This window comes from Serratia sp. (in: enterobacteria), from assembly GCF_051654945.1.
Classification (GTDB): Bacteria; Pseudomonadota; Gammaproteobacteria; order Enterobacterales; family Enterobacteriaceae; genus Chania.
On record NZ_JBOFZA010000072.1, the window covers coordinates 505,071 to 531,659 of the forward strand.

The 26,589-nt window shown below is 55.6% G+C and carries 18 protein-coding genes; 5 read left to right on the plus strand and 13 right to left on the minus strand.

What is annotated here, in order from left to right; genetic code table 11:
• Positions 1-2: 2 nt before the first annotated feature.
• A complete protein-coding gene (xdhB, locus tag ACRDCA_RS12960) occupies positions 3-875 on the plus strand; it encodes a xanthine dehydrogenase FAD-binding subunit XdhB (protein WP_438689876.1) in 873 nt (290 codons plus the stop codon).
• A gap of 2 nt (positions 876-877) precedes the next feature.
• Complete coding sequence (gene xdhC, locus ACRDCA_RS12965) at positions 878-1,360, plus strand: xanthine dehydrogenase iron sulfur-binding subunit XdhC (protein WP_438689877.1); 483 nt, start codon at positions 878-880, stop codon at positions 1,358-1,360.
• A 10-nt stretch (positions 1,361-1,370) separates the two neighbouring features.
• Here the strand turns inward: xdhC and ACRDCA_RS12970 are convergent, their stop codons facing one another.
• From ACRDCA_RS12970 to ygfK, 8 genes are all read right to left on the minus strand, one after another.
• Positions 1,371-1,676 (minus strand): Rpn family recombination-promoting nuclease/putative transposase, encoded by a 306-nt coding sequence (locus ACRDCA_RS12970; RefSeq protein ID WP_438689878.1) that lies wholly within the window; start codon positions 1,674-1,676, stop codon positions 1,371-1,373.
• A 38-nt stretch (positions 1,677-1,714) separates the two neighbouring features.
• Positions 1,715-3,079, minus strand: coding sequence for an NCS2 family permease (locus tag ACRDCA_RS12975; protein WP_438689879.1), 1,365 nt, complete (start codon positions 3,077-3,079; stop codon positions 1,715-1,717).
• Between the two features lie 69 nt (positions 3,080-3,148).
• The gene (gene guaD, locus ACRDCA_RS12980; protein WP_438689880.1) at positions 3,149-4,465 is read right to left on the minus strand and encodes a guanine deaminase; all 1,317 of its coding nucleotides are present in this window, start codon (positions 4,463-4,465) and stop codon (positions 3,149-3,151) included.
• 26 nt (positions 4,466-4,491) lie between these two features.
• On the minus strand, positions 4,492-5,907 hold the full coding sequence (locus ACRDCA_RS12985; protein ID WP_438689881.1) for a nucleobase:cation symporter-2 family protein: 1,416 nt from the start codon (positions 5,905-5,907) through the stop codon (positions 4,492-4,494).
• Positions 5,908-6,174: 267 nt separating this feature from the next.
• Positions 6,175-9,054 (minus strand): molybdopterin-dependent oxidoreductase Mo/Fe-S-binding subunit, encoded by a 2,880-nt coding sequence (locus ACRDCA_RS12990; RefSeq protein ID WP_438690151.1) that lies wholly within the window; start codon positions 9,052-9,054, stop codon positions 6,175-6,177.
• Entirely contained in the window at positions 9,054-9,827 is a 774-nt protein-coding gene (ygfM, locus tag ACRDCA_RS12995) for a molybdopterin-dependent oxidoreductase FAD-binding subunit (RefSeq protein WP_438689882.1), read from the minus strand. Before ygfM ends, ACRDCA_RS12990 begins: the two co-directional genes overlap by 1 nt.
• Positions 9,828-9,881: 54 nt before the next feature.
• Positions 9,882-11,210 (minus strand): putative aminohydrolase SsnA, encoded by a 1,329-nt coding sequence (gene ssnA / locus ACRDCA_RS13000; protein ID WP_438689883.1) that lies wholly within the window; start codon positions 11,208-11,210, stop codon positions 9,882-9,884.
• A gap of 2 nt (positions 11,211-11,212) precedes the next feature.
• Positions 11,213-14,320 carry a putative selenate reductase subunit YgfK gene (ygfK, locus tag ACRDCA_RS13005; protein WP_438689884.1) on the minus strand — a complete coding sequence of 1,036 codons (3,108 nt, stop codon included), beginning with the start codon at positions 14,318-14,320 and terminating at the stop codon, positions 11,213-11,215.
• Positions 14,321-14,875: 555 nt separating this feature from the next.
• Between ygfK and yqeC the strand changes: the two genes are divergently transcribed.
• A complete protein-coding gene (gene yqeC / locus ACRDCA_RS13010; protein WP_438689885.1) occupies positions 14,876-15,643 on the plus strand; it encodes a selenium cofactor biosynthesis protein YqeC in 768 nt (255 codons plus the stop codon).
• A gap of 28 nt (positions 15,644-15,671) precedes the next feature.
• Positions 15,672-17,261, plus strand: a complete 1,590-nt coding sequence (gene yqeB, locus ACRDCA_RS13015) for a selenium-dependent molybdenum cofactor biosynthesis protein YqeB (protein ID WP_438689886.1) — start codon at positions 15,672-15,674, stop codon at positions 17,259-17,261.
• 295 nt (positions 17,262-17,556) lie between these two features.
• Here yqeB and arcC read toward each other — a convergent pair whose 3' ends face one another.
• The 5 genes from arcC to ygeW all read right to left on the minus strand — a co-directional run bounded on the left by arcC (position 17,557) and on the right by ygeW (position 24,112).
• Entirely contained in the window at positions 17,557-18,489 is a 933-nt protein-coding gene (gene arcC / locus ACRDCA_RS13020) for a carbamate kinase (protein ID WP_438689887.1), read from the minus strand.
• 134 nt (positions 18,490-18,623) lie between these two features.
• On the minus strand, positions 18,624-20,024 hold the full coding sequence (gene hydA, locus ACRDCA_RS13025; RefSeq protein WP_438689888.1) for a dihydropyrimidinase: 1,401 nt from the start codon (positions 20,022-20,024) through the stop codon (positions 18,624-18,626).
• Positions 20,025-20,253: 229 nt separating this feature from the next.
• Complete coding sequence (locus ACRDCA_RS13030) at positions 20,254-21,471, minus strand: YgeY family selenium metabolism-linked hydrolase (RefSeq protein WP_438689889.1); 1,218 nt, start codon at positions 21,469-21,471, stop codon at positions 20,254-20,256.
• A gap of 185 nt (positions 21,472-21,656) precedes the next feature.
• The gene (dpaL, locus tag ACRDCA_RS13035; protein WP_438689890.1) at positions 21,657-22,850 is read right to left on the minus strand and encodes a diaminopropionate ammonia-lyase; all 1,194 of its coding nucleotides are present in this window, start codon (positions 22,848-22,850) and stop codon (positions 21,657-21,659) included.
• 74 nt (positions 22,851-22,924) lie between these two features.
• Positions 22,925-24,112: a knotted carbamoyltransferase YgeW gene (gene ygeW, locus ACRDCA_RS13040; RefSeq protein ID WP_024529727.1), complete on the minus strand. Its 1,188-nt coding sequence runs from the start codon at positions 24,110-24,112 to the stop codon at positions 22,925-22,927.
• Between the two features lie 481 nt (positions 24,113-24,593).
• Between ygeW and ACRDCA_RS13045 the strand changes: the two genes are divergently transcribed.
• Positions 24,594-26,342, plus strand: a complete 1,749-nt coding sequence (locus tag ACRDCA_RS13045; RefSeq protein ID WP_438690152.1) for a sigma-54 interaction domain-containing protein — start codon at positions 24,594-24,596, stop codon at positions 26,340-26,342.
• Positions 26,343-26,589: the final 247 nt, after the last annotated feature.

Consider the following 26,589-nt stretch of genomic DNA (forward strand, 5'->3'; position numbering starts at 1 on the left):
CTATGTACGATATTGCACACTATTATCGGGCGACCAGCATAGACGATGCCGTGCGGCAGTTGGCCGCCGATCCTCAGGCGCGGCTGATTGCTGGCGGCACCGACGTGCTGATCCAACTGCATCATATGAACGGCAAGTACCGTCATCTGGTGGATATTCACGGCCTGAGTGAATTGAACGGTATCGACCTGCTGCCGGATGGCACGCTGTGCATCGGCAGCGGCACCACTTTTAGCCAGATTATCGATTCGCCGTTGGTGCAATGTCATATCCCGATCCTGGCAGAAGCCGCTGCCACCATCGCCGGGCCACAGGTGCGCAACATGGCCACGCTGGGCGGGAATATCTGCAACGGTGCCACCAGCGCAGATTCCGCTTCACCCTGCGTGGTGATGGAAGCCGAGCTGGAAATCGCAACTCCCGCAGGGTTGCGTCGTACGCCAATCCAGGGGTTCCACACCGGCCCGGGCAAAGTCGCTTTGGGGCAAAACGAAGTTGCCGTGGCATTGCTGTTCAGGCCACAGCACTATCAGAACTTTGGTGCCAGTTATTATAAATACGCCATGCGCGGAGCGATGGATATCGCCACCATCGGCTGCGCTGCGGCCTGCAAAATCGAAGACGGCCGCTTTAGCGCGGTGAAAATTGCCTTTGGCGTGGCGGCCCCAACGCCGATCCGCGCCCCAAATGCCGAGGCCGCAGCCTTGGGTCAGCCGTTCAATGCCCAAACGCTCGCCGCCGTAAAGGAGGCGGTAGTTCGTGATGTACTGCCGCGCTCATCCTGGCGCGCCAGCAAAGAGTTCCGCATGCAAATCATCCGTACGCTGGCAGAGCGTGTGCTGGCCCAAGCGGCCCAACGCGCAGGAGGAGAGTGATCATGTTGATTAATTGCACTATCAATGGCCGCCCATATCAGTTTGAAGTCGATCCCCGCCTATCGCTGATGGAGCTACTGCGCCAGCAAGGGCTTAACAGTGTCAAACAAGGGTGTAGCGTGGGGGAATGCGGTGCCTGTACCGTGCTGATCGACGGAGTGGCTACTGATACCTGCATATATCTGGCAGTCTGGGCCGATGGCAAAACCCTCCGCACCACCGAAGGTGAGGTGAAACAGGGCAAACTGTCTGCCGTGCAGCAGGCTTATGTTAACGTCGGAGCGGTGCAGTGTGGCTTCTGTACTCCAGGGTTAGTGATGAGCAGCACCTCTATGGTGGAACGCTTTCGCGGTCACCGCCTCACCGAACAGGAGATCCGCCGCGGCCTGGCCGGGAATTTATGCCGCTGCACCGGCTATACCTCAATCGTCAGGGCGGTAGAGCAGGCGCAACTGTTGGATGAGGAGATGCGCGTTGAGAAATAGTAGCTAAACGCTAGTGATGGATTTGCGCCAGCTCTTCTTCTGAAAGGCCGGTCAGTTTCATCACTCTAGCCAGATCGAGACCATCCGCCAGCATGGCGCGGGCTATTTCCATAAGTGCTTCATGTTTACCTTTCTGGACTCCTTCCTGTAGCCCTTCTTTTCGCCCTTTCTGCTCGAGATATTCTGCAATAGTCATCAATTCCTCCTTATGCCTTGGCGCGCGTCTTGCCAATTCACGGATCAGCCTCTCCGGCTTGGTCGTACTCCCCGCCTGCAGCAGAAAGTGGGCGCAGTGCAGCGCCCCTACTTTTAGCATCGGGTGCAAGTTGGTCAGTAATCTACTCAGCTATGCCATCAAATGGCCCAGCCACCGGCATAGAATGCCACCAGCGCCACCGCAATAATCACCGTACCTATATTCAGCTTGCGCCACTCGTTAGAGAACACGCGGCCAATCACCAGCGTACTGAACCCCAGCATAATGCCGGTGACAATGTTACAGGTCAGCACGATAAAGACCGCACACACCAGGCCGGACATGGCATCGACAAAGTCGTCAAAATCCAGCTTGGCGACGTTGCTCAGCATCAGCAGGCCCACATACATCAGCGCCGGTGCCGTTGCATAGCCAGGGACCAGATAAGATAACGGTGAGAGGAACAGGATTAACAAGAACAGTACGCCCACGACCGCCGCCGTCATCCCGGTTTTGCCTCCGGCCGCCGTCCCCGCAGCGGACTCGATATACACCGCTGCCGGCGAGGCACCGACCAACGCAGAAAACATGCTGCTCATGGAGTCGGCGGTTAACGCCCGGCCGCCGTTGATAATCTGTCCGTCCTTGTCCAGCAGATTAGCCTGCCCGGCTACCGCCCGGATGGTACCGGTGGCGTCAAACACCGCCGTCATGACCAACGCCAATACGCTTGGCAGTACCGCCGGGTTCAACGCCCCTTTGATATCCAGACTAAATATCAGCGAGCCGCCGTCCGGCCCGGACAGGCTCGGTAGCGCAAACAGCCCCTGATATCTCACGTCCGGGTCAAAAATCAGGCCAATCAGGGAAATACCAATGATCACCAACAAAATACCGCCGGGGACACGCAGTTTCTCCAGCCCGAGGATCATCGCCAGGCCGAGCAGCGACATCATCACCGGGAAAGAAACAAACGACCCCAGCGCCACCGGCAAGCCGTCCAGTGGGTTCTTGATCACCATGCCGACGCCGTTGGCAGCAATCAACAGCAGGAACAGGCCGATACCAATCCCGGTGCCATGCGCGATGCCCATTGGCAGGTTACGCAGGATCCATGAACGCACCCCGGTCACCGAAATAGCGGTGAATATCAGCCCCATCAGGAAGATCGCCCCCAGAGCTACCGGGATGCTGATATGCTGCCCAAGTACCAGACTGAAGGCGGTAAACGCCGTCAATGAGATGGCACAACCAATGGCCATCGGCAAGTTCGCCCACAGGCCCATTGCCAGCGATCCCACACCGGCCACCAGGCAGGTGGCGACAAACACCGCCGCAGGGGGGAAACCGGCTTTACCCAGCATGCCGGGCACTACGATCACCGAATACACCATCGCTAAAAAGGTGGTCAAGCCTGCCAGCACTTCCTGTCGTACGCTGCTGCCCCGCTCGGTGATCTTAAAATAGTTATCTAGCGAACCGGCCGCTTTTTCTGACGTCGCTTGCGATAAATGATTAGACATATCAATGCCCTCTGTAAGTTTATGCTCACATAACCGGTGAGCTACCCTGGCAAATTGCAGTACGGTTATTTACGTGCGTTCATACACCAACCGGCCATCGACATAGGTGCGATAAATCGATCGGTCATCCCCTAGCGTCATCATGACAAACAGCTTATCCATCAAGGTTTTTGAGTTATCGTAACGCAGCTGTTGCAGCGGCGTGGCCGTCGGCTCCAGCACCACAAAGTCCGCCTCTTTGCCCAGGTTGAAGTTGCCAATGGTATCCGCCAGCCCCAGAGCATCGGCCCCGCCCAGCGTCGCCAGATAAAATGCCTCGAACGCCGACAGCCGGTAACCCTGCAACTGCATGATTTTGTAAGCCTCGTTCAGCGTTTGCAGCATGTTGAAGGTGGTGCCCGCGCCGATGTCGGTGCCCATCCCCACCCGGACCTGTTTTCGCCAGGCATTAGGCAGATTAAACAGACCGCTGCCGAGATACAGGTTAGAGGTCGGGCAAAAGGCGATGGAGGATTGGGTTTGGTGCAGACAGTCCCATTCGGCGTCTTCCAGATGCACGCAGTGGGCAAACACGCTTTTTCTGCCGGTCATGCCGTAGTGATGATAAACATCGAGGTAATTTTTATGCTCTGGGAACAGGGTTTTCACCCAGGCGACTTCGTCTTTATTTTCCGACAGGTGGGTATGCAGATAGGTATCCGGATATTCCTGGCGCAGGCGTTGCACCATCTCCAACTGTGCCGGTGAGGAGGTTGGCGCAAAGCGCGGAGTGATGGCGTACAATAGGCGGCCATTGTTATGCCAGCGTTCAATCAGCGCTTTGGTTTGGCTATAGCTGCTTTCAGCGGTATCCTGCAGGTAATCGGGTGCGTTGCGATCCATCATCACCTTGCCGGCGATCATGCGCATATTGATATGGCGCGCCGACTCAAACAGTGCCTCTACCGATTCAGGATGCACGGTGCCGAATACCAGCGCGGTAGTGGTGCCATTGCGTAGCAGCTGCTTGATGAAAAACGCCGACATCTCGCGAGCATATTCCAGATCGTTATAGCGCTTCTCCGCCGGGAAGGTATGCTTGTTCAGCCAATCTAACAGCTGTTCGCCATAGGCTCCCACCATTTCACACTGCGGATAATGAATATGGGTATCGACAAATCCCGGTACGATCATTTTGCCGCTGTAGTCGCGCACCCGGATGCTCTCCGGGATCTGGTGGTGTCCCTCTTCCCAGTCGCCAAACCACGCCACCCGCCCATCACGAATTAACAGCAAACCGTCTTTAATAAAGCGCAGGTGGCCCTCTATTTCTTCTGGGCACTGCACGGTGCGGGTGATATCGAGAAAACTGCCCCGCACGGCCTTGATTGATTGCTCACTTTCCATTCTAGAATTCCTTATTACGTGCAAAGTTAATCGGTATTTTTTTCCGCCGGAGCCACGTCTAATTCAATTTCCCTGGCGTCGTTGGTTTCTCTGTTATTCAGCGGGATCAATAAATTAAGGAAAATGGCTGTCAGCCCACCCGCGCAGATCGGGTTTTCCACCAGGACATAAATCGACTCGGGCAAAACACGAAACACTTCCGGATCGTAGGAAACGCCAAGTCCCAGGCCCAGCGAGGTGGCGACGATGATGGTTTCGCGGCGGTTTAAACCGTTGGAGATAATGATGCGTATCCCGGCGATGGCGATCATTGAGAACATCAGCGTCATCGCTCCTCCCAGCACCGGTGCCGGGATAGTGGTAAAGAAGCGACCGATGACCGGAAAAAGCCCCAATACCACCAGGATCACGGCGATATATCTGCCGATATGGCGTGCGGCAACGCCGGTCATCTGGATCACGCCGTTATTCTGGGCAAAGGTGGTTAGCGGCAACGATCCCAGCATGGTAGCAATCACCGATACCAGGCCATCAGCCAGCACTCCGCCGCTCAGGCGCGAGGTATATTCTTCCCCTTTGATCGGCTGGTTGGAAACCATCGCGGTGGCGGTGATATCCCCGACCGCTTCCAGTACGCTAAGCAGATAAATGGTGCCTGCCACCAGGAAGGCGTGCAGATCGAAAGAGAAGCCGTATTTGAAGGGAACAGGCACGGTCATGAGCGGCAGGTTGTGCATTACCGAGAAATCGACCATCCCCAGGCACAGTGCCACCACATAGCCGACGATAATCCCAATGGCGATACCGCCCATCCGTAACAGTGCGTTTTGGCAACAGTTAAAACCGATCACCACCAGCAGCACCAACAGGCCGATGCCGATACTTTGGTAGTTACCAAAGGTGCCGCTACTTTTGGCGGCAAAACCACCACCGAAATCGATAATGCCCACCTTGATCAGGCTCAGGCCAATCATCAGCACCACGATACCGCTCACGGTAGGAGTGATCACCCGTTTCAGATAAGGCAAAATAAACGAGGAGCCCACCACCAAGAATGCCCCCACAAAAGAGACGCCCAGCAAAGTCGAAATCATGGCTTCAACATGCAGGCCATCGGCTTTCATGGTGCTGCCCAAGGCAATCATCACCGTCACGAAGGAAAAGTTGACCGACTGGATCGACAACAAACCCGAGCCGACGCGACCATAGCGATGCACCTGCAACCAGGTGCCGACCCCGGAGGCGATCATGGCCATGGAAACCAGATAGGCGGTGATCTCTGGCGGCAGTGACAGGGCGGTACCCACAATCAATGCGGGTGCCACCATAGGAACGAAAATGGCTAACAGATGGGTGACCGCGCCAACAAGACACTGGTCGAACGGTGGTTTATCTTCTAACTGATAAATAAGATCGCTATTGGGATTAGGTATATCAGACATCGCTTTACTCCCTGCCAGTAAATTTGATCATCTGATTCAATAATCACGCGTTAACTGCTCCACGCCCTGCTCTTTCGCCATGTGAATTCCACGGGCTAGCCTGAGCTTTTTTCTTTAGCTCATCGTTTATCTATGGCGGCAATAACAGATTAGCTTTTGGCTAATATATTGAATCGCTTATACCCACCGTCGGTTTAACTCGGTCGGTATAGCGGGATAATGGCCTTGAAATTTGCCATTATCCCGGCACGACTTATTACACGAGCACTAGGCTGACAGCTTATTTAACCCCCTCAGGATCTTCTCTGGGGTGAAATGCCATTCGCGCAGCCAAACGCCGCAGGCATCGTGGATTGCCATGGCGATCGCAGGTGCAGCCCCGTTGACGCCAATCTCGGAGATCGACTTGGCGCCGTACGGGCCGACCCGATCGTCGCTGGGTACCAGGAACGCCCGGAAGTCCAGTGGAATATCGCCAATCTTCGGCGCACCATAACTTTGTAAATCACGGGTGATCGGCGAGCCTTGGCGATCGTAGATAATCTCTTCCGTCATGCTGTGCCCAATGGCGCGCATGGAGGCCCCGTAAATCTGCCCCAGTGCCAGTTCCGGGTTCACCGGCGTGCCACAATCGAGCAGGGCGTAGAACTTATCCAGCCGGATCTCACCGCTGCGCACGTTTACTGCCACTTCGGCAAAGTTGGCACCAAACGGGAAGGCAAAGTCAGCAGTGATATAGCTGGCAGTGGCTACCAGGGTACCAAAGCCGGTGCCCGTTTCGGCCTTATGAGCTATCTGGGCAAAGGTGACTTCCCCCTGTTTACCCCGCACCACGCCTGGCGTCACCAGCGTGACGTCGCTTTCCGCCTCGCCCAGCATCTGCGCGCCGTGGAACAGAATTTTCTTCCTGAGATTTTCCGCCGCATTCTTCGCCGCATTGCCGGAGAAGCAGGTGCCGGAAGAGGCGTAGGCTCCTTTATCAAACAGAGCATGGTCGGTATCGCCAGAGATCACATGCACCTCGGAGAACGGGCAGCACAACACTTCCGCCGCCAGCTTGCCCACCACGGTATCCAGCCCGGTACCGATATCCGCCCCACCGGAGTGGACGATAAAGGTGCCGTCCGACTCCAGTTTGATCATACAGTTGGCCTGATCGATATCCGGAATACCGGATTTCTGCATGATAATGGCCACGCCACGGCCAATCTGCCAGTCTCCCTGATCCACTTTTGGCGATCCCCAATGGATCAGCTCACGCCCTTTGCGCAAAATCGGCTCCAGTGCGCAACTGGCGGCACTTGGCACCGAGGTAGGCATTTTGCCCTCGCCAATCGCCCCGAGGATCTTCAATTCCTGCCCTTCAACCACCCGGTTGCGCTCGATAATATCCAGCGGATCCATTTGCAGCTGTTCTGCCATCTCCGCCAGGATCATGGTCAGGGCGAAGTTGCCCTTCGGCGCGCCGTACCCCTGATAAGCACCGTTAGGACAGATATTGCTGTAATAGGTGGTTACCTGGAAATTGACGTTATCGCAGGGATACAGCGGCAGCGACAGCGCCGGGCCGTTACTGGGCACCGTCAGCGCATGGTTGCCATAGGGGCCGGTATTGGCCAGGAAGTTCATGTCGATCGCCGTCAGGCGGCCGTCTTTTTTCGCCCCAATCTTCACCCGCACCTTGGCCACGTGGCGCGAGGTATTGCTGATGAACTCTTCTTCGCGGGTGTAATGGAAATAGACCGCGCGGCCGGTCACGCAGGTGGCCCAGGCGCAGACTTCCTCCAACAGGATATCCTGCTTGGAACCAAAGCCGCCGCCGACCCGCTCTTTGATCACGTGCACTTTATGCTGTTTGAGCCCGACGATGCGTGCCACCTGGCGGCGCAGGTGCCAAGGCACCTGGGTTGACGCGTGGATCACCAGCCGATCGCCGTCCATATAGGTGTAGCAAACGTGCATTTCCGCCGGGCACTGCTGCACCTGTTTGGATTCGTAGGTGCGCTCCAGCACCACGTCCGCCTCGGCAAAGCCCTGTTCCACGTTGCCAATGCGTCCATGCACCGCAGCGGCAATATTACTGTGCGGTTTGGCACCAATCGGGAAGTTAATCGTCACCTGCTCAGTGCCACGCTGTGCGCTGCCCTGATTTTGCTCGGCCAAATCGTCCGGTGCGCCGTGAACGTAGACAATCGGCTCGTCATGCACCAATGGTGCCCCTTCCGCCATCGCCTCATCAATTGACATCACCGGCTTGAGCACCTGATATTCGACCTCGATCAACGCCAGCGCGGCCAGCGCAATCTCTTCACTCTCGGCCACTACCGCCGCCACCCGGTCACCCACATGGCGCAGCTTCTGGCCAAACATCCGGCGATCTAACGGTGAGGGTTCCGGCGCGCTCTGCCCACCGGGGGTGTAATAAATATCCGGGCAGTTGCAATGGGTGATGATATGTACCACCCCAGGCAACGCCTCGGCTTTGCTGACGTCCAGATGTGTGATCAGGGCGTGGGGATGTGGGCTGCGCAGCATCTTGATGATGCAGGCATTGCGGGCCACGCGGTCTTCTACATAGCAAGGCTTGGCCTGCACCATTTTCGCGGCGTCCACCTTGGGACACAGCTTGCCGACCACGTTCAGATCGCTACGAAACTCAGGAGCGGCGAGCGACTGGAATGCGGGATCGTTACGCCGCGCCACCGCCAGCGCCACCACCTGATAGAACTGCTGATAACCGGCATCACGGCTGAACAAGCCCGACAAGGCATCATCGATCTGCACACGCGTTGGTTCCTCGATGCGTGCCAACAAATCCGTCAGGATCAACGCCGCCGCCGCATCGTTATAGCCGGACTGGACGATCCCTACGTCCACCATCGCCTGTTGCACCAGGCTGAGCTGGTTCCAGCTCCCCAGGGCTTCAGCCGTTGTCAGCGTAGCCTTATCTAACTGGGCGGCAATCAGCAACGAGGCGTTGACCACCACGCCGTTAAACAGGATCGCGTCCGAACCGGAAAAACCAAAGCCGTCGTCGCTGTTGCGGACCGAATGCATCCCCATATTAAACAACAGCCGCTGTACGTTCTCACCGGGCTGACACTGCATTTCCTGCGCAATGGCGTTGAGCGTAAAGTGAATCTTGATCATGATTTTTCTCCTGCGGCCAGGCAGTCCGCCAACAGGTCTGCCACCACCACGCCGGTGATATAGCGCTTGTAAGCGCTGCTGCCACAAATGTCCTCTGGCGGTGAAATCATCTGCGCTACCGCTTGCTCCAACGCCGCGCCGCTCAGGCCGCTATTTTCCGCATCGCGTAGCCGGGAGGGTTCCACTACACCGCTTAAGGCGATACGAATTTTTGCCTGCGCATCGCGGGATACCGCCGCAGTCACTACCGGCAATCCCGCCGCTGAACGGGCGATTTTACGGGTAGCGCAGGTACGGTAAGGATCCGGCAACACCACCGCCAGCAGTAATTCATTACCGCCACACAACGGATAATTTTCCAGCGCCATCATCTTGCCGCTGCCCACGACTACCTTGGCGCTTAGTGCCAACAACACCGGCAGCAGTACCGAATCCTTCGCCGCCGAGACGACCTCACCGCCCAACGTGGCCTGATTGCGAATATGGCGGGAGTAGACAAAACCCAGCGCCTCACGCAGGGCCTGAGGGATCAACTGGGTATCCATTAAACGCTGTAAGGTAATGGTGGCTCCGATATGCAATGCCCCTTGCTGCCAACTCACCTGATCCAGGCCTAGTTGCGATAGCGCGATAGCGATCTTTTGCCGTGTTTGAGTGGGCGTAGCGTTTAATTTACTGCCGCCAGCGAAGTAGACGGCATCATCGTGAAACTGGCGTTTTAGCTCTAACGCCTGCGGCACCGTTTCTGGTCGATAGAATTGCTCAATCATGTTTCACCCTCATCAATGTCAGCCGCCCCCGGCATTCGCAGGACGGCGACCGGTTTAGTTCAAGGCGTCCATACGCTGCCATAGCTTGGCCGCAACCTTGCGCGCCTCGGCATAGATCGGTTCCACATCGAACGGGAACTCGCGATCCTGATAGACCATGCGGCCTTCTACCATCACGCTGTTTACGCTGCCAGCCCCCATGCCGAAGGCCAGATGCCCGCCAATATTTTGCGCCGCCAGCGGTGTGGGTGACGGATAGTCACAAATGGTCAGATCCGCTTTGTAACCGGCGGCCAGGCAACCGAAGCTGGCACCAAAGTTGCGCGCCAGCAGTTGGTTACCGTTGGCCAGGAAACGGACAAAACTGTCTGGCCACAGTGGCCCACCCGCATCACGGTGTTTGAAGAAGGCAAATTTCAGCTCTTCAAACATGTCGGAGCCGATGCCATCGGTGCCTAACGCCAGATTGCGGTATTGCGCCAGTTGATGGTTATAGCCAACGTGGTTGTTCATATTGGAGCGGGCGTTGTGCACCAGGAAGGCATCGTGCTGATTGATCAGCTCGATATCCGCCGCAGACAGATACAGACCGTGCGCCACCAGCGTTTTTGGCCCAATCAGATCGTATTGCGCCAGGCGTACGATCGGATCCTTGCCATATTTATCGTGGCTGTGGGACACGTCGTAGCTATCCTCGGCGACGTGGATATGCAGACCACGGCCGGTGCTCTTGACCGCCGCTTGCAACATCTCCAACCCGGCATCAGAAACCGTGAACGGAGCGTGAGCGCCAATATGCGCCTCCACCAGGTAAGGCTCCTTGCCGGCCTTTTTAGCGACATCGATCAAGCGGGCAAAGGCAATATTCTCCTCTACCCCGGCCAGCAGTTCACGCTCACCGCCGTTGCGGTCGGTGGTTTCAAAACAGGTCATGCCGCGCAGCCCGGTTTCGATAAAGCCTGCGCGCAGGGTTTTCAACGAGCCGGCGATAAAGTTGGGTGAGGCATGGTGATCGATCACTGCCGTACAACCGCTTTTGATGGCTTCCAGCGAGCAGATCAGGCCACTGTAATACAGCGATTCCTCATCCAGCGCCCGATCCAGACGCCACCATAAGTTTTTCAACGTGGAGATAAAATCCGGGCTTGGCGCGATGTTGGCCATAATCCCGCGTGATAACCCGGAGTAGAAATGGTTATGGGCGCACACAATACCTGGCATCACCCATTTGCCGTGCATATTGCGCACTTCTGCATGGGGATATTTGGCCGCCAGGCCTTGGCCCACCTCTTTGATCAGCGCCCCTTCGATAGCGATATCGATACCGTGCTGTACGCTGGCGGGGTCGAGCTGCACAGCGGTTGCATTGGTTAAGATCAGCATGATTACACCTCCACCTGGCCAAGCAGATAATGATGATGAGTGTGCACGTGGCTGATAATGCGGCACATCTCCTCCAGTTCCGACGGCGCTTGCTCAAGCTGCCCGTCGCTGGCGATCCGCAGTTGATACAGCTTGCCGTCCTGCCGTACGCTGACCTGTGCGCCATCCACCAGGAATCCTGGATTGGTGCTGTTGGCAAAATCCTGCGGCAGGCTGTAGATCGTCACTTTGTCTTTATAAGGTTTACCCTGCCACGGGCAGAACTGAGCGCAGTTGCCGCATTCGTTGCAGTAGGCGTCCAGATGCAGGGTCTGGAAGCGATCCTTGAAGCCCGGTATGGCAATCGACACGTTGGCGCGGTTCGGGCAAACGTCGACGCACTTGCTGCACACATAGTTACATTCCAGGCAGCGTTGGGCCTCTTGAGCCACGAAGGCTTCACGCTCGGTTTTATCCACCAGCGCCACGGAAATACTGCCTTTGCGGCGATAGATTTCCGCCGGATCGACGTTTGACCAGTATTTTTCAGCATGATGGGTTTTGACGTTTTCCCGTGCCAATACCGTTTCTGCCGCGTTGCGGGCGTTACCGATGGCGGCGACAATCGATGACGGGCCACGCTGCACGTCGCCGATCAGGAAGACGTTTGGCCGGGTGGTTTCCCCCGTGGCGGTGTTGACCTGCGGATAGCCCGCCTCATCCAGCGGCACGCCCAGCTTATGCAGCACCTCTTGGTCGGCCTGTTCGCCAATGGCAGTGATCAAGGTATCGATCTGTAGCGTCAGGGTCTGATCGGTGGCGACCGGCCGACGGCGGCCCTGCTCATCCGGCTCTCCCAGCGTCATGACTCTGGCCGTCAGAGTACCGTTGGCATCAAAGTGTTCCGGGTTGGTGAGGAACATAAACTGCACGTTATCCTCTACCGCTTCCAGATACTCTTCGCGGTAGGCTGGCATTTCGTTGAGCGTACGGCGATACAGCACGGTAACGTCCTGTACGCCTGGCACTTTCAACGCGGCCCTGGCACAGTCCATTGCCGTGTTACCCGCGCCGACCACGGCTACGTGCTTGCCCAGGTTCATGGGTTTGCCAAGGTTGAAATCGCGCAGGAACGGCAAGGATTTGTGCACGTTGCGGTTATTGCCTGCCAGCTTCACGCCGCTGTTTTTATCGGTGCCGATACCGATAAACACGTAATCGAAGCCTTGCTGTTGCAGCTTGTCGACGGTCAGTTCGGGATCGCAGCCATACACCAGCTTCACGCCATGCGCGGCCACGAAGTCGATATCATGCTGAATAAGCTCTGCCGGGATACGGAACTGTGGAATGATATTTTTCACCACCCCGCCCGCATTGGCCTCACGCTCAAACAGCGTAACCTGATACCCCGCCCGCGCCAGGAAGTACCCTGCGGACAGGCCTGCCGGGCCAGCCCCCAAAATGGCGACCGGGCGTTTGCTGCCAGAGCCTGCCGGTTTATGCCAGCGGCGTTGATATTCATCCCAGCCCTTCTCCAGCGCCACCTTTTTCAGTTCGCGGATATTCAGCGCGCTGTCGTAATCAAGGCGGGTGCAGTTGTACTGACACTGGTGATCGCAGATATGGCCGGTGATGGCTGGCAGCGCATTACGCTGATAAATCAGCTCCAGTGCATCTGCGTAGCGCTGTTCGCCCAGCAGCCGGATATATTCCGGGATATCCTGTTTGATGGCACAGGCGGTTACGCAAGGTGCCACGTAGCAGTCAATCATTGGCAATGGACCACCGGCATCGATGCGATCCGTGGATTTCCAGTGCTTCTGGGTGTACTCCATGCTGACGGCCTTGTCGGCCAGTGCCTGTAACTTATCGACATCAATGCGCGTCATCTGCCAGCTATCGGAAGCGTCCAACTCCTGCATACACTCCGTCAAGCGTAAATAGCCACCGGGCTTGAGCAGATCGGTCGCCATAGTGATTGGCCGGATACCGGTGTCAAAAATCTCGCGGACGTTAAACTTGCTCGCCCCGCCGGAATAGGAGATCGGCAACTCACCGTTGAACTCTCGGGAAAGCACTGCCGCCACGTTGATGGACAGTGGGAACAACGCGCGCCCGGACATATACATCTCTTCGCCCGGCAATGCGCCTTTATGGTTGATCGTCCCCAAGGTGTTGGTCAGCTTGACCCCAAAGCCCAACTGTTGCTGTTTACTCAGGGCGGTCAGGCGGTGCAACATCGCGATCGCCTGCTCCAGTTTCAGGTCGTGCTCGAAAGACTCTTCTTTCAACCCCACATAATCGAAACCGCAGGTATCCAGAATGGCACGCACGCGCGCGTAGCCCAGCAGCGTCGGGTTTAATTTCACAAAGGTATTGAGCCGTTTTTCTGCCAGCATATAGCGGCAGATGGCTTCAATTTCATCTGGCGGACAGCCGTGCATGGTAGAAAGAGTAATACCGCTGACCAACTGCGCTGGAATATGCTCAGACAACTGAGCCAGCGCCCCACGCTGAGAAGATAAGGCGAACTGATTAATAAAACGCTCATCCTGCACCCATGCATTCAGAATAGCTTGATACTCGGCGTATTGCGGATTGTGTGTCGAGTCCATCATATTGTGAATAAAGGCCTGCATCGGGGGCTGCTTTATTCCATCGAGGTTATAACCCACGCTCATATTGAAGATGAAGGATTTACTTTCCCCCTTCGTCCGTGGATCAAACATTGCCTCCAGCAGGTGCAAGGCAAACCAGGCTTTTAAATATTCATCATAGGCTTTGAGCAGGGTGAACTCGGTCGACCATTCGGTGTTGAAGCATTCGTCTTCGGCATCGATACAGGGTTTTTCCAGCTCCAGTCGATCGAGGATCTGCACGGTTTTCAATTCGATAAACCGCCCGCCGGCCAACCAGGAGACAATGATATTTTGTGCCAACTGGGTATGCGGGCCTGCGGCCGGGCCAAGCGGCGTTTCACAGCTTTCGCTGAAGACGTTAATCTGCCGATCGTCATGTTTGCGATAAAACTGCTGTTCTGGAATACCAAAGATAGATCGGCTCGTCTGATATTCATCAAAAATCCGGGTTAACAGCGCCTTGAACGGAACGGGACGCATTATATCTCCCATAGCTTTATCTCCTTGCGACGAAATGCCTGAATGATGAGTTTCCACATCGGTTATGCCATAACGCAGCAACAATCAGGCCAAATCTCCCAACCGGGTTGGGCAGCGGTTAAATTCGTGAGGCAGTTCTAATTGTTAATTTTATTTGTGAACAGGCTCACAAACGCAAGTGAGAATAAAACTCAGTGCCAAGAGTCATTTAATCATCACCCCTACGCTAATAGAATCAATTATCAAAAAATCATCGTTCACTATCACTTTGATACGTCCCACTGACATTTTGGCGAAAAGCGAGACCGCAATCGTTAAACTATGAATATTCGCCAAATATCGATTACATCAAGGTTGGGAGCTATTAAACTGCCTATCAGGTTTAAAAAAACGGCATATTAGTTGTCACTAAACCGCAGCTATTTCTCCCTCACCCCAACCCTCCAAGGAGAGGGCGCTGATTCGGTGTTGCGATGAGATTGGAGTGAATAGCAGCATTACACCGCAATAAAAACGTGGCACGAACGATCCCCTCGCCCTTTGGGAGAGGGTCTGGGTGAGGGGAATATGACACCAACCTTCAGGGAGTTATTCAGTGAGGAATTTTGCCGCCTCGATAGCAGCCAGCCGCTACTGATCGCCCTGATTGGGGCCGGGGGTAAAACCAGCGCCCTGCACTGGCTGGCGCAGGCCTTTTATCGCCAGGATAAGCGTGTACTGTTCACTACCACCACCAAAATGTTCCTGCCCGCTCCCGCAAACTACCACCGCCTGTTGTTAGGCCAGCCCCCCACCGCCAGCCGCACCCCATCCATTACCGCCTGCTTCAGCCATTATCAGCCGCAGGATAACAAGGTCATCGGTTTACCTGCCGAGCAAATCGACGAACTCAAGCAGCGTGGAACTTTCGACGTGATCCTGGTAGAGGCAGACGGCTCCCGAGGATTACCGCTGAAAGCCCCGGCAAGGCATGAACCTTGCATCCCTTCCAGCAGTGATTGTGTTATCGCGCTAACCGGAGGCCAGGTGATCGATCGTCCCGCAGACCCACAGCAAATTCACCGTTGGGCGATTTTCTCGGCGCTGACGGGGATCGGTGCCGGCGAAATACTGGATCGCCGGGTATTCAAGACCCTGCTCGCCCACCCTGAGGGGATGTTCAAAGGTACGCCACCTCGAGCCCGGCGGGTCTGGCTGATCAATCAGGTTTCTCATTGTGATAATGCCCGCTGGCATACCCTGCTGCGGCCAGAGCTGGCGCTTAGCGCCATCTGGTTTGGCACAGTGCAAGAGACTCCGGCAATCCACCACGCGATACGGCGCTTAACACGATAATATTTCTGAGGTTATTGACGAGGTAACAATGAATATCTTCGCCGAAGCGGCACGATTAGAAGAAGAGAACCGGCCCTTTGCGCTGGCCCAGATTATCGCAAGCCGGGGCTCCACGCCGCGCCATTCCGGCCAGATGCTGGTGATGGCCGACGGGGACTGTATTGGCACCATCGGTGGCGGCATGATCGAGCGCCTGGTGATTGAACAGGCGATTGCCGCCATCACGGAGCGCAAGGCCAGGGTGTTTCATGGCCGTATGGCGCGTACCGGGCAGGATGCCGTAGGTTCTGACTGCGGCGGTGCCATGTCGGTGTATATCGACGTGCATGGCCTGCGCCCGCGGCTGGTATTGATCGGCGCCGGGCACGTTAACCGCGCCATCGCCAGCGCCGCCAAGCCGCTGGGCTTCGATATTCACGTTGCCGATATCTATCCGGCAAGCCTTGATCCGGCGCTATTTCCGGCGGGTACCACACTGGTTCATGGCGAGACCTTCCCGGTGGCCATCGACAAGATGAATATTGACCCGGCCAACTTTGTGATCATCGCCACCAACAATCAGGACTGTGAGGCATTAAACGTGCTGATCGAACGGCCATTGCGCTATCTGGGATTATTGGCCAGCCGCCGCAAGGTACAGACCTTTAGCCAACAACTACGCCAGCGCGGCGTGAATGATGAGAAGCTAGCCAAACTGCATGCTCCGGTCGGCTACAATATCGGTGCTGAGACCCCAGAGGAAATCGCTATTAGCGTGCTGGCAGAGCTGTTGCAGGTACGCAGCCAATCCGCTGGCGGGATGATGAAAAATGATATCCGGCTAACGCGCGACAAACTGGTAGTGATCCGTGGCGCAGGCGATATCGCCACCGGCGTGGCCCTGCGGCTGCATCATGCCGGTTTTCAGGTCATCATGCTGGATATTGCCCAGCCGACCGCCATCCGCCGTACAGTAGCATTTGCTCAGGCCATGTTTGACGGCAAGACTTGCGTGGAGGGCGTCACCGCCTGCCTGGCAAACGACGTTAATGAAGCCTTCGACATCATCAACCGTGGCGAGATCCCGCTGTTGGTCGATGAGGATACGCGCAGTCTGGAGCAGCTCAAACCCCGTTTTCTGGTGGACGCCATTCTGGCCAAACAAAACCTGGGGACCCACCGCAATATGGCCCCGATCACCGTGGCCCTCGGCCCTGGCTTCAACGCAGGTCTTGATTGTGATGCGGTGATTGAAACCAATCGCGGCCACGCGTTGGGCCGGGTAATTTATCAAGGCTATACCCATCCCAATACCGGTATTCCCGGCAATATCGCGGGCCATACCACGCGCCGGGTGATCCGTGCTCCAGCGGATGGAGTAATGCAATGTCGCGTAGCTTTGGGGGATTTGGTGCAGGAAGGCGATGTCGTGGCGCACTGCGGTGAAGTGCCAGTGATTGCTCCGCTCTCCGGTATGGTGCGTGGTTTATTGCATGATGGGCTGGAGGTCAAAACCGGCACCAAAATCGGTGATATCGATCCGCGTGGCACGCTGGCGGACTACACCACGGTGTCGGATAAGGCGCGGGCCATCGGCGGAGCGGTGCTGGAGGCCATCATGAAGTTAGGCCGCAGATAAGATTGCTGCGGTTCTCGTCTTCCCCTCACCCCAGCCCTCTCCCAAGTACGGTCTGAGGATCCCATGAACATGGATTTGGGGAGAGGGAGCTAGTCCTGAGCTGCCATCAGGTACAGGGGTCAATCGTGGCATATTCGTCCCCCTCTCCCAAGTACGGTCAGAGGATCCCTTGAACATGGATTTGGGGAGAGGGAGCTAGTCCTGAGCTGCCATCAGATACAGGGGTCAATCGTGGCACATTCGGTCCCCTCTCCCTGCGGGAGAGGGTTAGGGTGAGGGGGAATGTCGACGTTGGTTAATGGCTGATAACCGTACCGGTCTTGCCTTCAATGCCTTGCTGGGCTTTGCTTAACACCGTGATTAACGCCTGACGCCCCGGCTTGGATTCGGCAAACGCTACCGCCGCCTCGACCTTCGGCAGCATGGAGCCTTTGGCAAAGTGCCCTTCTTCAATAAAGCGCTGGGCATCCGCAATGCTCAGTTGCTCCAGCCATTGCTCATTCGGTTGGCCAAAGTTGATCGCCACCTTTTCCACCGCGGTGAGGATGATCAGCATATCGGCATCGATCATCTCCGCCAGTTTGGCGCTGGCCCAGTCTTTGTCGATCACCGCGCTGGCCCCTCGCAGATGATTGCCTTCACGGATCACCGGAATACCGCCACCGCCAACGGTGATCACCACCTGCCCGGCTGCCATCATGGCGCGTACCGTTTCCTTCTCCACAATATCTATCGGCTTGGGTGAGGCCACTACCCGGCGATAGCCACGGCCCGCATCCTCTATCATGGTGTAACCATTCTTGCTCAGTTGACTGGCTTCGGCCTTGGTGAAGAACGAACCAATCGGTTTGCTGGGGTTGAGGAAAGCCGGATCGCTGCCGTTGACGATCACCTGAGTGATCAAAGTCGCCACCGGTTTATCGATCTGGCGATCGAGCAACTCTTCGCGCAACGCGTTTTGCAGATCGTAACCTATGTACCCCTGGCTCAACGCGACACACACCGACATCGGCAGCAGCGGCGTATGGGCTTCACTTTTCGCCGCCGCCTCAAATGCCAGGTTGATCATGCCAACCTGTGGGCCATTACCGTGAGTAACCACCACCTGGTGGCCGTGCTCGATTAAATCGACAATCGCCCGCGCGGTGGTTTTCACCGCCTGCATCTGTTCCGCCAGCCCTTCACCTAAAGCATTTCCACCCAATGCCAGAACTATTTTCTTGTTCATGCTGATCCTTATTGTTTAGTGCGGAGTTTAACTCCCCTCACCCTAACCCTCTCCCCAAGGAGAGAGGGGACTGAACGTGCCACCCTTTAGCTCCTGCCTCTGACTACAACCCCGAAGGACAACACGGCATTCTGTTATGCCATTTTTGCCGCAATCTGGGCATTAAACGGCCGACGACGTAAGAACTGCCCGTATCCCTGTCGCCCGGTGAATTCCCCCTTGCGGGCAACGATTTCGCCCCGGCACATCGTCAGCACCGGCATCCCCTGGCAATGAAATCCTTCATAAGGGGAATAGTCCGCATTGTCATGTAGCCCGGCGTGGCGAATAACCGAGGATTGGCGTGGATCAAAAATCACTACGTCAGCGTCCGCACCGGGGCTTAGATTGCCCTTGCGCGGCCACAGGCCAAACAGCCGAGCCGGATTGCTGCTGGTGAGCGCCACAAAGCGTGAAGGGGAAATCCGCCCGCTCATTACCCCATGGGAAAACAACAGCATCATGCGATTCTCGACCCCAGGCAGGCCGTTCGGGCAGCGGGTAAAGTCCCCGGCCGCCATCGCTTGCCGCTGGTGATACGGAAAAGTGCAGTGATCGGTGGCGACGGTATCAATCGACCCCTCTGCAATACCTATCCACAGACGATCCAATTCACGCTGGTCACGCAGCGGTGGGCTGAGGATGTATTTCGCCCCATCGTCGCGCAGATAACATTGTTCGTTGAGCAGCAGATACTGCGGGCAGGTCTCCACCCACACCGGTTGACGCCGTTGACGTGCCAGACGCAAATAGTCCAGCCCCAGCCCATTGGATAAATGGACGATGTACAACGGCGCGTTGTCTGCCAACTGGGCCAGATTGATCATCCGGCCAATCGCTTCCGCCTCACACTCCAGCGGGCGACTTAATGCATGGTGGATCGGTGCCGTTTTACCGGCGGCCACCAGCGCAGCGCGGCGCAAGGCGATCGCCGCATCGTTTTCCGGGTGGACAGTGGCCAGTGCCCCAACCTGCCGCAACTGCCCCAAGGCGCGCAGCACATCGGTATCATTGATCTTGTAGAGATAGGTCAGATACAGCTTGAAACTGCTGATCCCTTCGTCATGCACCATGCTGGCCATCTCTTCGAGAATGCCGTCGTCGATATGCTGAATTACGCCGTGAAAGCCGTAGTCGATAACCGCATTGCCGGCCGCATACTGGTGATAGACGTTTAACTGGTGATGGAGAGTGCAACCCGCTGGGCCAAACCCCATATGGTCGATAATGGTGGTGGTGCCACCGCAGGCCGCCGCGCGGGTGCCAGTGAAGAAATCGTCGCAGCTGCGGGCGATGCCGACATCAATATTGAAATGGGTATGAACATCAATGCCGCCGGGCATGACATAACAGCCGGACGCATCGATAACCTCACAGTGACTATCGGCTTCGATCGCCGTGTCGCGCTGGCAGATCACCCCATTATCAATCAGCAAATCCTGAGAATACTGCCCCTCGCTATCAACCAGAATGCCGTTCTTAATCAGCTGCTTCATTGTTCCCCTCACCCTAACCCTCTCCCACAGGGAGAGGGTACCGAACGTGCCACATATCAAATCTTGCGAACGAACAATCTACCCACGACACCGCACTAGCTCCCTCTCCCACAGGGATAGAGGACCGAACGTGCCACATATCAAATCTTGCAAACTAACGATCTACCCACGACACCGAACTAGCTCCCTCTCCCTGTGGGAGAGGGTTGGGGTGAGGGGCAACCAAAACTTATTGCGCCAACTCGTCCAGATAGGCCAAAGGTACGGCGGCATACATCGCTGCACAGGTCACCAGATGATCTTTCCAGGTCTTCTCGTTCGGCGCGTGGGCTTCAGGCTCTTTGCCCGGGCCAAAACCGATGACCGGAATGCCGTGACGCCCCATGATGGAGACCCCGTTGGTTGAGAAGGTCCACTTGTCCACCACCGGTTGCTTGTTGAACAACCCCTGATAGGCCTTGCTCAAGGTTTTCACCGTGATGTGATCTTCTTCGACTTTCCAGGTTGGGAAGTAGCATTCGGTCGGGTATACCAGCCCGGTGTAGGACGGACGGTCATAGTCATACATTGATACGACCGCTTTGGCTGCCTGCACCGCTGGCAACGCACGGATCTCGTCCAGCGCCCCTTCCCAGGTTTCGCCCCAGGTCAGGCGGCGGTCGATCGACACCGCACAGCTGTCTGCTACCGCGCAACGGCTGGGTGAGGTGAAGAAAATCTCTGAAACGGTGAGCGTACCTTTGCCCAGGAAGTCATCGTGGCCAAGCTTGCCGGACAGTTCTTGCAGTTCGTTAAGGATCGGGCCCATTTTGAAGATAGCGTTATCTCCGCGCTCCGGTGCCGAACCGTGGCAACTGATACCTTGCACATCGATGCGGATTTCCATACGCCCACGCTGACCACGATAGATTTGGCAGTCGGTCGGTTCGGTGCTGATGACAAACTCTGGCCGGATGTTGGATTGCTCGATGATGTACTGCCAGCACAGGCCGTCGCAGTCTTCTTCCTGCACCGTACCCGTCACCAGCAGCGTATATTGATCTTCCAGCCCCAGATCCTTGATGATTTTGCCCGCGTAGACCATGGAGGCCATGCCGCCTTCCTGATCGGACGCGCCGCGGCCACCGATAATTTCGTCGTTTTCCATGCCCTGATAAGGGTCGAAGGTCCAGTTCTTGATGTTGCCAATGCCGACGGTATCGATATGCGCATCCATCGCGATCAGGTGCGGGCCATGGCCGATATAGCCCAGGATGTTGCCCATCGGGTCAATCTCAACCTTGTCGAACCCCACCTTCTCCATCTCTTTCTTGATACACAGCACCACCAGCTTTTCATCACAGCTTTCACTCGGGATGGCGATCATGTCCCGCAGGAAGCGCGTCATCTCATCTTTGTATTGGTAGGCTTTCTCTAACACCAACTCAAAAGGAATTTGCTTTGCCATTCTGTTGTTTCTCCAGTTTTACAGCTTATAAACCGCGCGAAATGTTAAAACTCTGTAATACCCTATGGATTTCGAGTTGCAGCTAGGCGACAAGCTATCTCATCCCCAGGAGCTTACTTTTAGTAAGTGACTGGGGTGAGATAGCGCAGGTAACAACGCTGCAGCTTGAAAGACGACGGGTATTTTTAGACGGGATGTTTTCCTTCCCATACCACTTCGCGATAATGTTTGACGTCGGTGTCCCCTTCGGAGCTGATCAACAGCACCACCGACTGACTATCCAGACCAAGTTTCTGCATCAGCTGCGCACGTTGCGGGCTGTGATGTACCGCGGCCAGCACTCCCAACCCAACCGCACCGGACTCGCCGGAGATAATGCGCGGGTCGTTACCCAGCGGATTGCCCAGCACGCGCATCCCTAACGCCGCCACGCTGTCCTGGCAGGAAATAAACTGGGTGGCACAGTTACGTAACAGCGGCCAGCCCAAGGGGTTAGGCTCACCACAGGCCAGACCGGCCATGATGGTGGCCATATCGCCGCCCACGTTGACGATTTCCCCTTTTACCCCTGAGCGATAAACGCAGTCGGCCAACTCGGGTTCAACAATCACCGAATGCAGCTTGTCTGCGCCAAACACGTCCACCAGATAGCCCAGCACACCTGCCGCCATCGCCCCGACGCCGGCCTGCAACAGCACGTGAGTTGGCCGCTCGATATTCATCTGCCGCATCTGTTCGGCCGCTTCATCTGCCAGCGTGGCGTAGCCCTGCATGATCCAGGTCGGGATCTTGGTATAACCTTCCCAGGCGGTGTCTTGCACAACCTCCCAGCCGCGCTCCTGGGCCGTTCTCATGGTCAGGCGTACGGTATCGTCGTAGTTCATGTCGGTAACGATGCACTCGGCACCGAGGTTGAGAATGTGATCCACCCGCTCCTGCGCCGAACCTTTGGGCATGTACACCACGGCATGCTGCCCCAACTGTTGTGCCGCCCAGGCAACACCCCGGCCATGGTTGCCGTCGGTGGTGGTGGCGAAGGTCATCTTCCCGGTCGCCATGGCTTTGAATTTTTCGAAGGAAAACGCATTAATATCAAGCTTGTACTTTTCACACAGCAACTGGGCGATGGCATAAGCGCCACCGAGCATTTTGAAGGCGTTCAAGCCAAAGCGTTTGGACTCGTCTTTTACCAGGATTTTGCGCACGCCAAACAGCTGAGCGAGATCGTCCAACGCGCATAACGGCGTTGGCTGATAGCCCGTAATCTTTTTATGAAACTCACGCGCTTGCTGCGCTTGTGCCTTGGAGAACAGAGGGGAGGTTTCGCCGTTAAAATAACGGTTATCCTCAATCGCCACTTTCAATGAAAAAACCGACATAACCGCTACCTCTTCTGGTCGCATTAAGCTTTCACCTTGCAGGGACACCGCCCGGTATCCCTGACCAGGTAAATTTATTTAATGCGTTTTTCTGCTTCTTTCAGTAATTGATCCAACACCAGGCCCGGGTTGGAGAATTTGCGCGCCATGATCATTGCCGCGATGATGTAAGGCTTCCAGCTGGCTTCCTTATAGGTGGCGATGCGGTATTTCTCGAACACGCTGGCGCAGACTTCCCCTTCGCTGCACGAGACGTCGGTGATATCCGCTGGCAGGCAGTGCATATACAGCGCCTCGCCGCCTTTGGTCAGCTTCATCATCTCTTCGGTGCAGTGCCAGTTTTTGTAATAGGCGTTTTGCGCCAGGCACTGTTGCTCCAGCGCCTTGAGGCCCGCGTGATCGTCGGCACGCAGCAGGTCGGTACGTTGTTCCATCACCTTGTACGGTGCCCAGGATTTCGGATAGACAATGTCCGCGCCCTGGAAGGCTTCTGCCATCGAGGTCACCTGCTGGAAGCTGCCACCGGAAGCGGCGGCGTTGTTTTTCGCCACTTCGATCACGTCCGGGATCAGGTCGTAACCTTCCGGGTGGGCCAGCGTCACTTTCATGCCAAAGCGGGTCATCAGGCCAATAATGCCCTGTGGCACCGACAGCGGTTTGCCATAGCTGGGGGAATAGGCCCAGGTCATGGCGATTTTCTTGCCTTTCAGGTTTTCCAGGCTGCCAAAGTGTTCCTGTAGCCAGGCCAGATCTGCCATGGCCTGCGTCGGGTGGTCAATATCGCACTGCAGGTTGACCAAGGCCGGACGCTGTGGCAATACGCCCTTCTCGAACCCTTCATCCAGCGCGGCACCGACCTCGCGCATATAGGCGTTGCCCGCTCCCAGATACATGTCGTCACGGATACCGATGGCATCCGCGCAGAAGGAGATCATATTGGCCGTTTCGCGCACCGTTTCCCCGTGGGCGATTTGCGATTTTCCTTCATCCAGATCCTGTTGCGCCAAACCCAGCAGGTTAAGCGCAGAGGCATAAGAAAAGCGGGTGCGCGTAGAGTTGTCGCGGAAGATGGAGATGCCTAAGCCACTGTTGAAAATCTTGGTGGCAATATTTTCTGAGCGCATGGTTTTCAGCGATTCCGCCAGCTTGAGCACCAGTTCCAGCTCATCACGGCTCTGTTCCCACGTCAGTAAAAAGTCCTTTTGATGTAAATTGGACTTTAACGCGCTTATTTCCTTAATTAACTGGTTAACTGTTCTCATCTTTGCCCCTAAATAGAGAGTGTGGTGGTGACCCGATAAAACAGGTATCTGACCTCAGCATGACAAATACGCTTTTCAGCGCCTGACCACAGGACAATCAATAAGCGTGCCAACAACGGGGAAGTTAAGTTTTGTGACATAAAACAGCCCAACAACATGATGGCGATCACATATTTTGCAGTTTTGAGTGCGGTTAAACGGCAATTTACGGTAAAGACGTGACTGACAAACGATAATGGCCACCGGCGATAAGCCAGCGATTATAATTATCAGCCTTTCTCTCGACCCAAAATGATAGCAATTAGCCCGCAGTATCATTTTGATAATAAACTGTGATGCTAACTGCATAATCTCTATTCTCTGTGGGATTAGCTTGATGGCTATCAAATTATATCTGGCGGTAGTGTATTATCGTTTCTTTTTCAATAACGATAACCGGAGACGCGTGATGATAGCATCGGCCACTGCCCAGTCGGCTCTTATGCAGATCCAACCGACCATTTTGCGCTTTACCAAAATGCTCTCCAGCGTGCTACTGCTGGAGGTGGAGATTGTCGATGCCAACCTGGTACGCGTGGCAGGCACTGGCCCCTATGGCAAACATTTTGGGGTCAAGCTGGGTAGCAACTCGTGGCTGCTGAAGTATGTACTTGATACTAAAAATGAAAAAATAGTCACCCATTCGCGTTTCGATCCGGTGTGCGAAGGATGCACCAGCAAAGATGAGTGCCAGGAGAAGGCTTTCCTCGGTATTCCAATCCTGTTCCAGGACGCCTGCATCGGCGTGATCAGCCTGGTGGCCTTCACCCTGGAACAACAACAAAGGCTACGGGATAACCTGCAAGAGTTCTCGGATTACGTACGCAATATCTCCAACGTCTTTGTTTCCAACTTATTGGAGACGCAAGGTGGCAGCAGTGGCTTAAATAAAGTGCTTTTCAGCCTGATTGAAAATATGGATCAGGGGGTATTAATCCTTAATGAAAAGAGCCAGGTCAAGTTTGCCAATATGATGGCCTTAAAACAGCTCAATATGCCGCAGGAAAATATCATCGGCAAAACCTTTACTATCCGCGCCCTCACCTTCCGGCAAAATTATACCAGCGGGCATCTGCAACATATTCTCTCCTTTGATGATAATCAGGAGATTATGATTGGCCAGCTGCACCAGATCCAGGATCACCAATTATTCCTGATGGCTTTCCATCAGTCTCATTCGTCATTTAACGACACGCTGAGCCAGCAAGACCCACGTATTGAACATTTAGCGGGGGAAAGCAAACCGATGCGTCTGCTGAAGAGTTTGATTACCCGTATTGCCCCCAGCCCATCCAGCGTGTTGGTGGTGGGCGAAAGTGGCACCGGCAAAGAGGTGGTGGCGCGGGCGATCCACCGGCTAAGCAAGCGCAGCGATAAACCCTTTATCGCCATTAACTGTGCCGCCATTCCCGATCAACTGCTGGAGAGTGAACTGTTTGGTTATCTGAAAGGCGCATTTACCGGCGCTTCAGCCAATGGCAAGGTGGGGTTGATCCAGGCGGCTAATCAGGGGACGCTATTCCTGGATGAGATCGGCGATATGCCGTTAATGTTGCAGGCCAAACTGCTGCGTACGGTGGAATCCCGTGAGGTGTTGCCGATCGGCTCCAGCAAGCCGATCCCGGTCGATATCCGCATTATCTCCGCCACCAATCAGAACCTGGAACAATACATCGCCGAAGGCAAGTTCCGTGAAGACCTCTATTACCGCCTGAACGTTATCCCTATCACCCTGCCACCGCTGCGCGAGCGCGAAGGCGATATCGAACTGCTGGTGCACTACTTCCTCAGTTTGCACACCAAGAGGATCGGCATTATCTATCCCGGCATCTCGGCAGAGGTGCTTGAGCTGCTACGGCGGCACCGCTGGCCCGGTAACGTGCGCGAACTGAGCAATCTGATGGAATACCTGGTCAACGTAGTGCCAAGCGGCGAGATTATCGATACCTATTTGCTGCCGCCCAATTTGACCCGTGGGCAACCGCTGGAAGTACGTACACCCGCTGCAATACAGCGAGTAACGGAAAACTGTGAAAGTCATGATATGGCGGGTTTGGAAAGTATGGAGAAGCTGATGATTGAGGAGGCACTGAGTCAACACGCCAACAAGAAGGTGGCGGCGGAAAAGCTGGGGATAGGTATCGCGACGCTGTATCGCAAGATAAAGAAGTATGAGCTGTCTTCTCATTGAGGGGGAAATGGGCAGTGAGCGGATCAAGACCCCAATGGCTATACAGAAAGGCATGATATCTCACAGCCCGCCATTCTTCTTCCGACAGCAAGGAGTTTTCATAATCTTGCCCACCGTAGTAGATACCTAACACATTTACCGTTTCAGCTTCCACCATAAAGGCAATCGCCGTCCGTTTACGGTAATTGGTCACCCGCAAGCGCGGCGCTGATGCGCTACCAACACACCAACGCCGCTCACCACAACA

Bases quoted from the DNA above. Each gene is read 5' to 3' on its own strand.
- xdhB (WP_438689876.1), top strand. From the start codon at position 3: ATGTACGATATTGCACACTATTATCGGGCGACCAGCATAGACGATGCC.
- xdhC (WP_438689877.1), top strand. From the start codon at position 878: ATGTTGATTAATTGCACTATCAATGGCCGCCCATATCAGTTTGAAGTC.
- ACRDCA_RS12970 (WP_438689878.1), bottom strand. From the start codon at position 1,676: ATGCTAAAAGTAGGGGCGCTGCACTGCGCCCACTTTCTGCTGCAGGCG.
- ACRDCA_RS12975 (WP_438689879.1), bottom strand. From the start codon at position 3,079: ATGTCTAATCATTTATCGCAAGCGACGTCAGAAAAAGCGGCCGGTTCG.
- guaD (WP_438689880.1), bottom strand. From the start codon at position 4,465: ATGGAAAGTGAGCAATCAATCAAGGCCGTGCGGGGCAGTTTTCTCGAT.
- ACRDCA_RS12985 (WP_438689881.1), bottom strand. From the start codon at position 5,907: ATGTCTGATATACCTAATCCCAATAGCGATCTTATTTATCAGTTAGAA.
- ygfM (WP_438689882.1), bottom strand. From the start codon at position 9,827: ATGATTGAGCAATTCTATCGACCAGAAACGGTGCCGCAGGCGTTAGAG.
- ssnA (WP_438689883.1), bottom strand. From the start codon at position 11,210: ATGCTGATCTTAACCAATGCAACCGCTGTGCAGCTCGACCCCGCCAGC.
- ygfK (WP_438689884.1), bottom strand. From the start codon at position 14,320: ATGGGAGATATAATGCGTCCCGTTCCGTTCAAGGCGCTGTTAACCCGG.
- yqeC (WP_438689885.1), top strand. From the start codon at position 14,876: ATGACACCAACCTTCAGGGAGTTATTCAGTGAGGAATTTTGCCGCCTC.
- yqeB (WP_438689886.1), top strand. From the start codon at position 15,672: ATGAATATCTTCGCCGAAGCGGCACGATTAGAAGAAGAGAACCGGCCC.
- arcC (WP_438689887.1), bottom strand. From the start codon at position 18,489: ATGAACAAGAAAATAGTTCTGGCATTGGGTGGAAATGCTTTAGGTGAA.
- hydA (WP_438689888.1), bottom strand. From the start codon at position 20,024: ATGAAGCAGCTGATTAAGAACGGCATTCTGGTTGATAGCGAGGGGCAG.
- ACRDCA_RS13030 (WP_438689889.1), bottom strand. From the start codon at position 21,471: ATGGCAAAGCAAATTCCTTTTGAGTTGGTGTTAGAGAAAGCCTACCAA.
- dpaL (WP_438689890.1), bottom strand. From the start codon at position 22,850: ATGTCGGTTTTTTCATTGAAAGTGGCGATTGAGGATAACCGTTATTTT.
- ygeW (WP_024529727.1), bottom strand. From the start codon at position 24,112: ATGAGAACAGTTAACCAGTTAATTAAGGAAATAAGCGCGTTAAAGTCC.
- ACRDCA_RS13045 (WP_438690152.1), top strand. From the start codon at position 24,594: ATGCAGATCCAACCGACCATTTTGCGCTTTACCAAAATGCTCTCCAGC.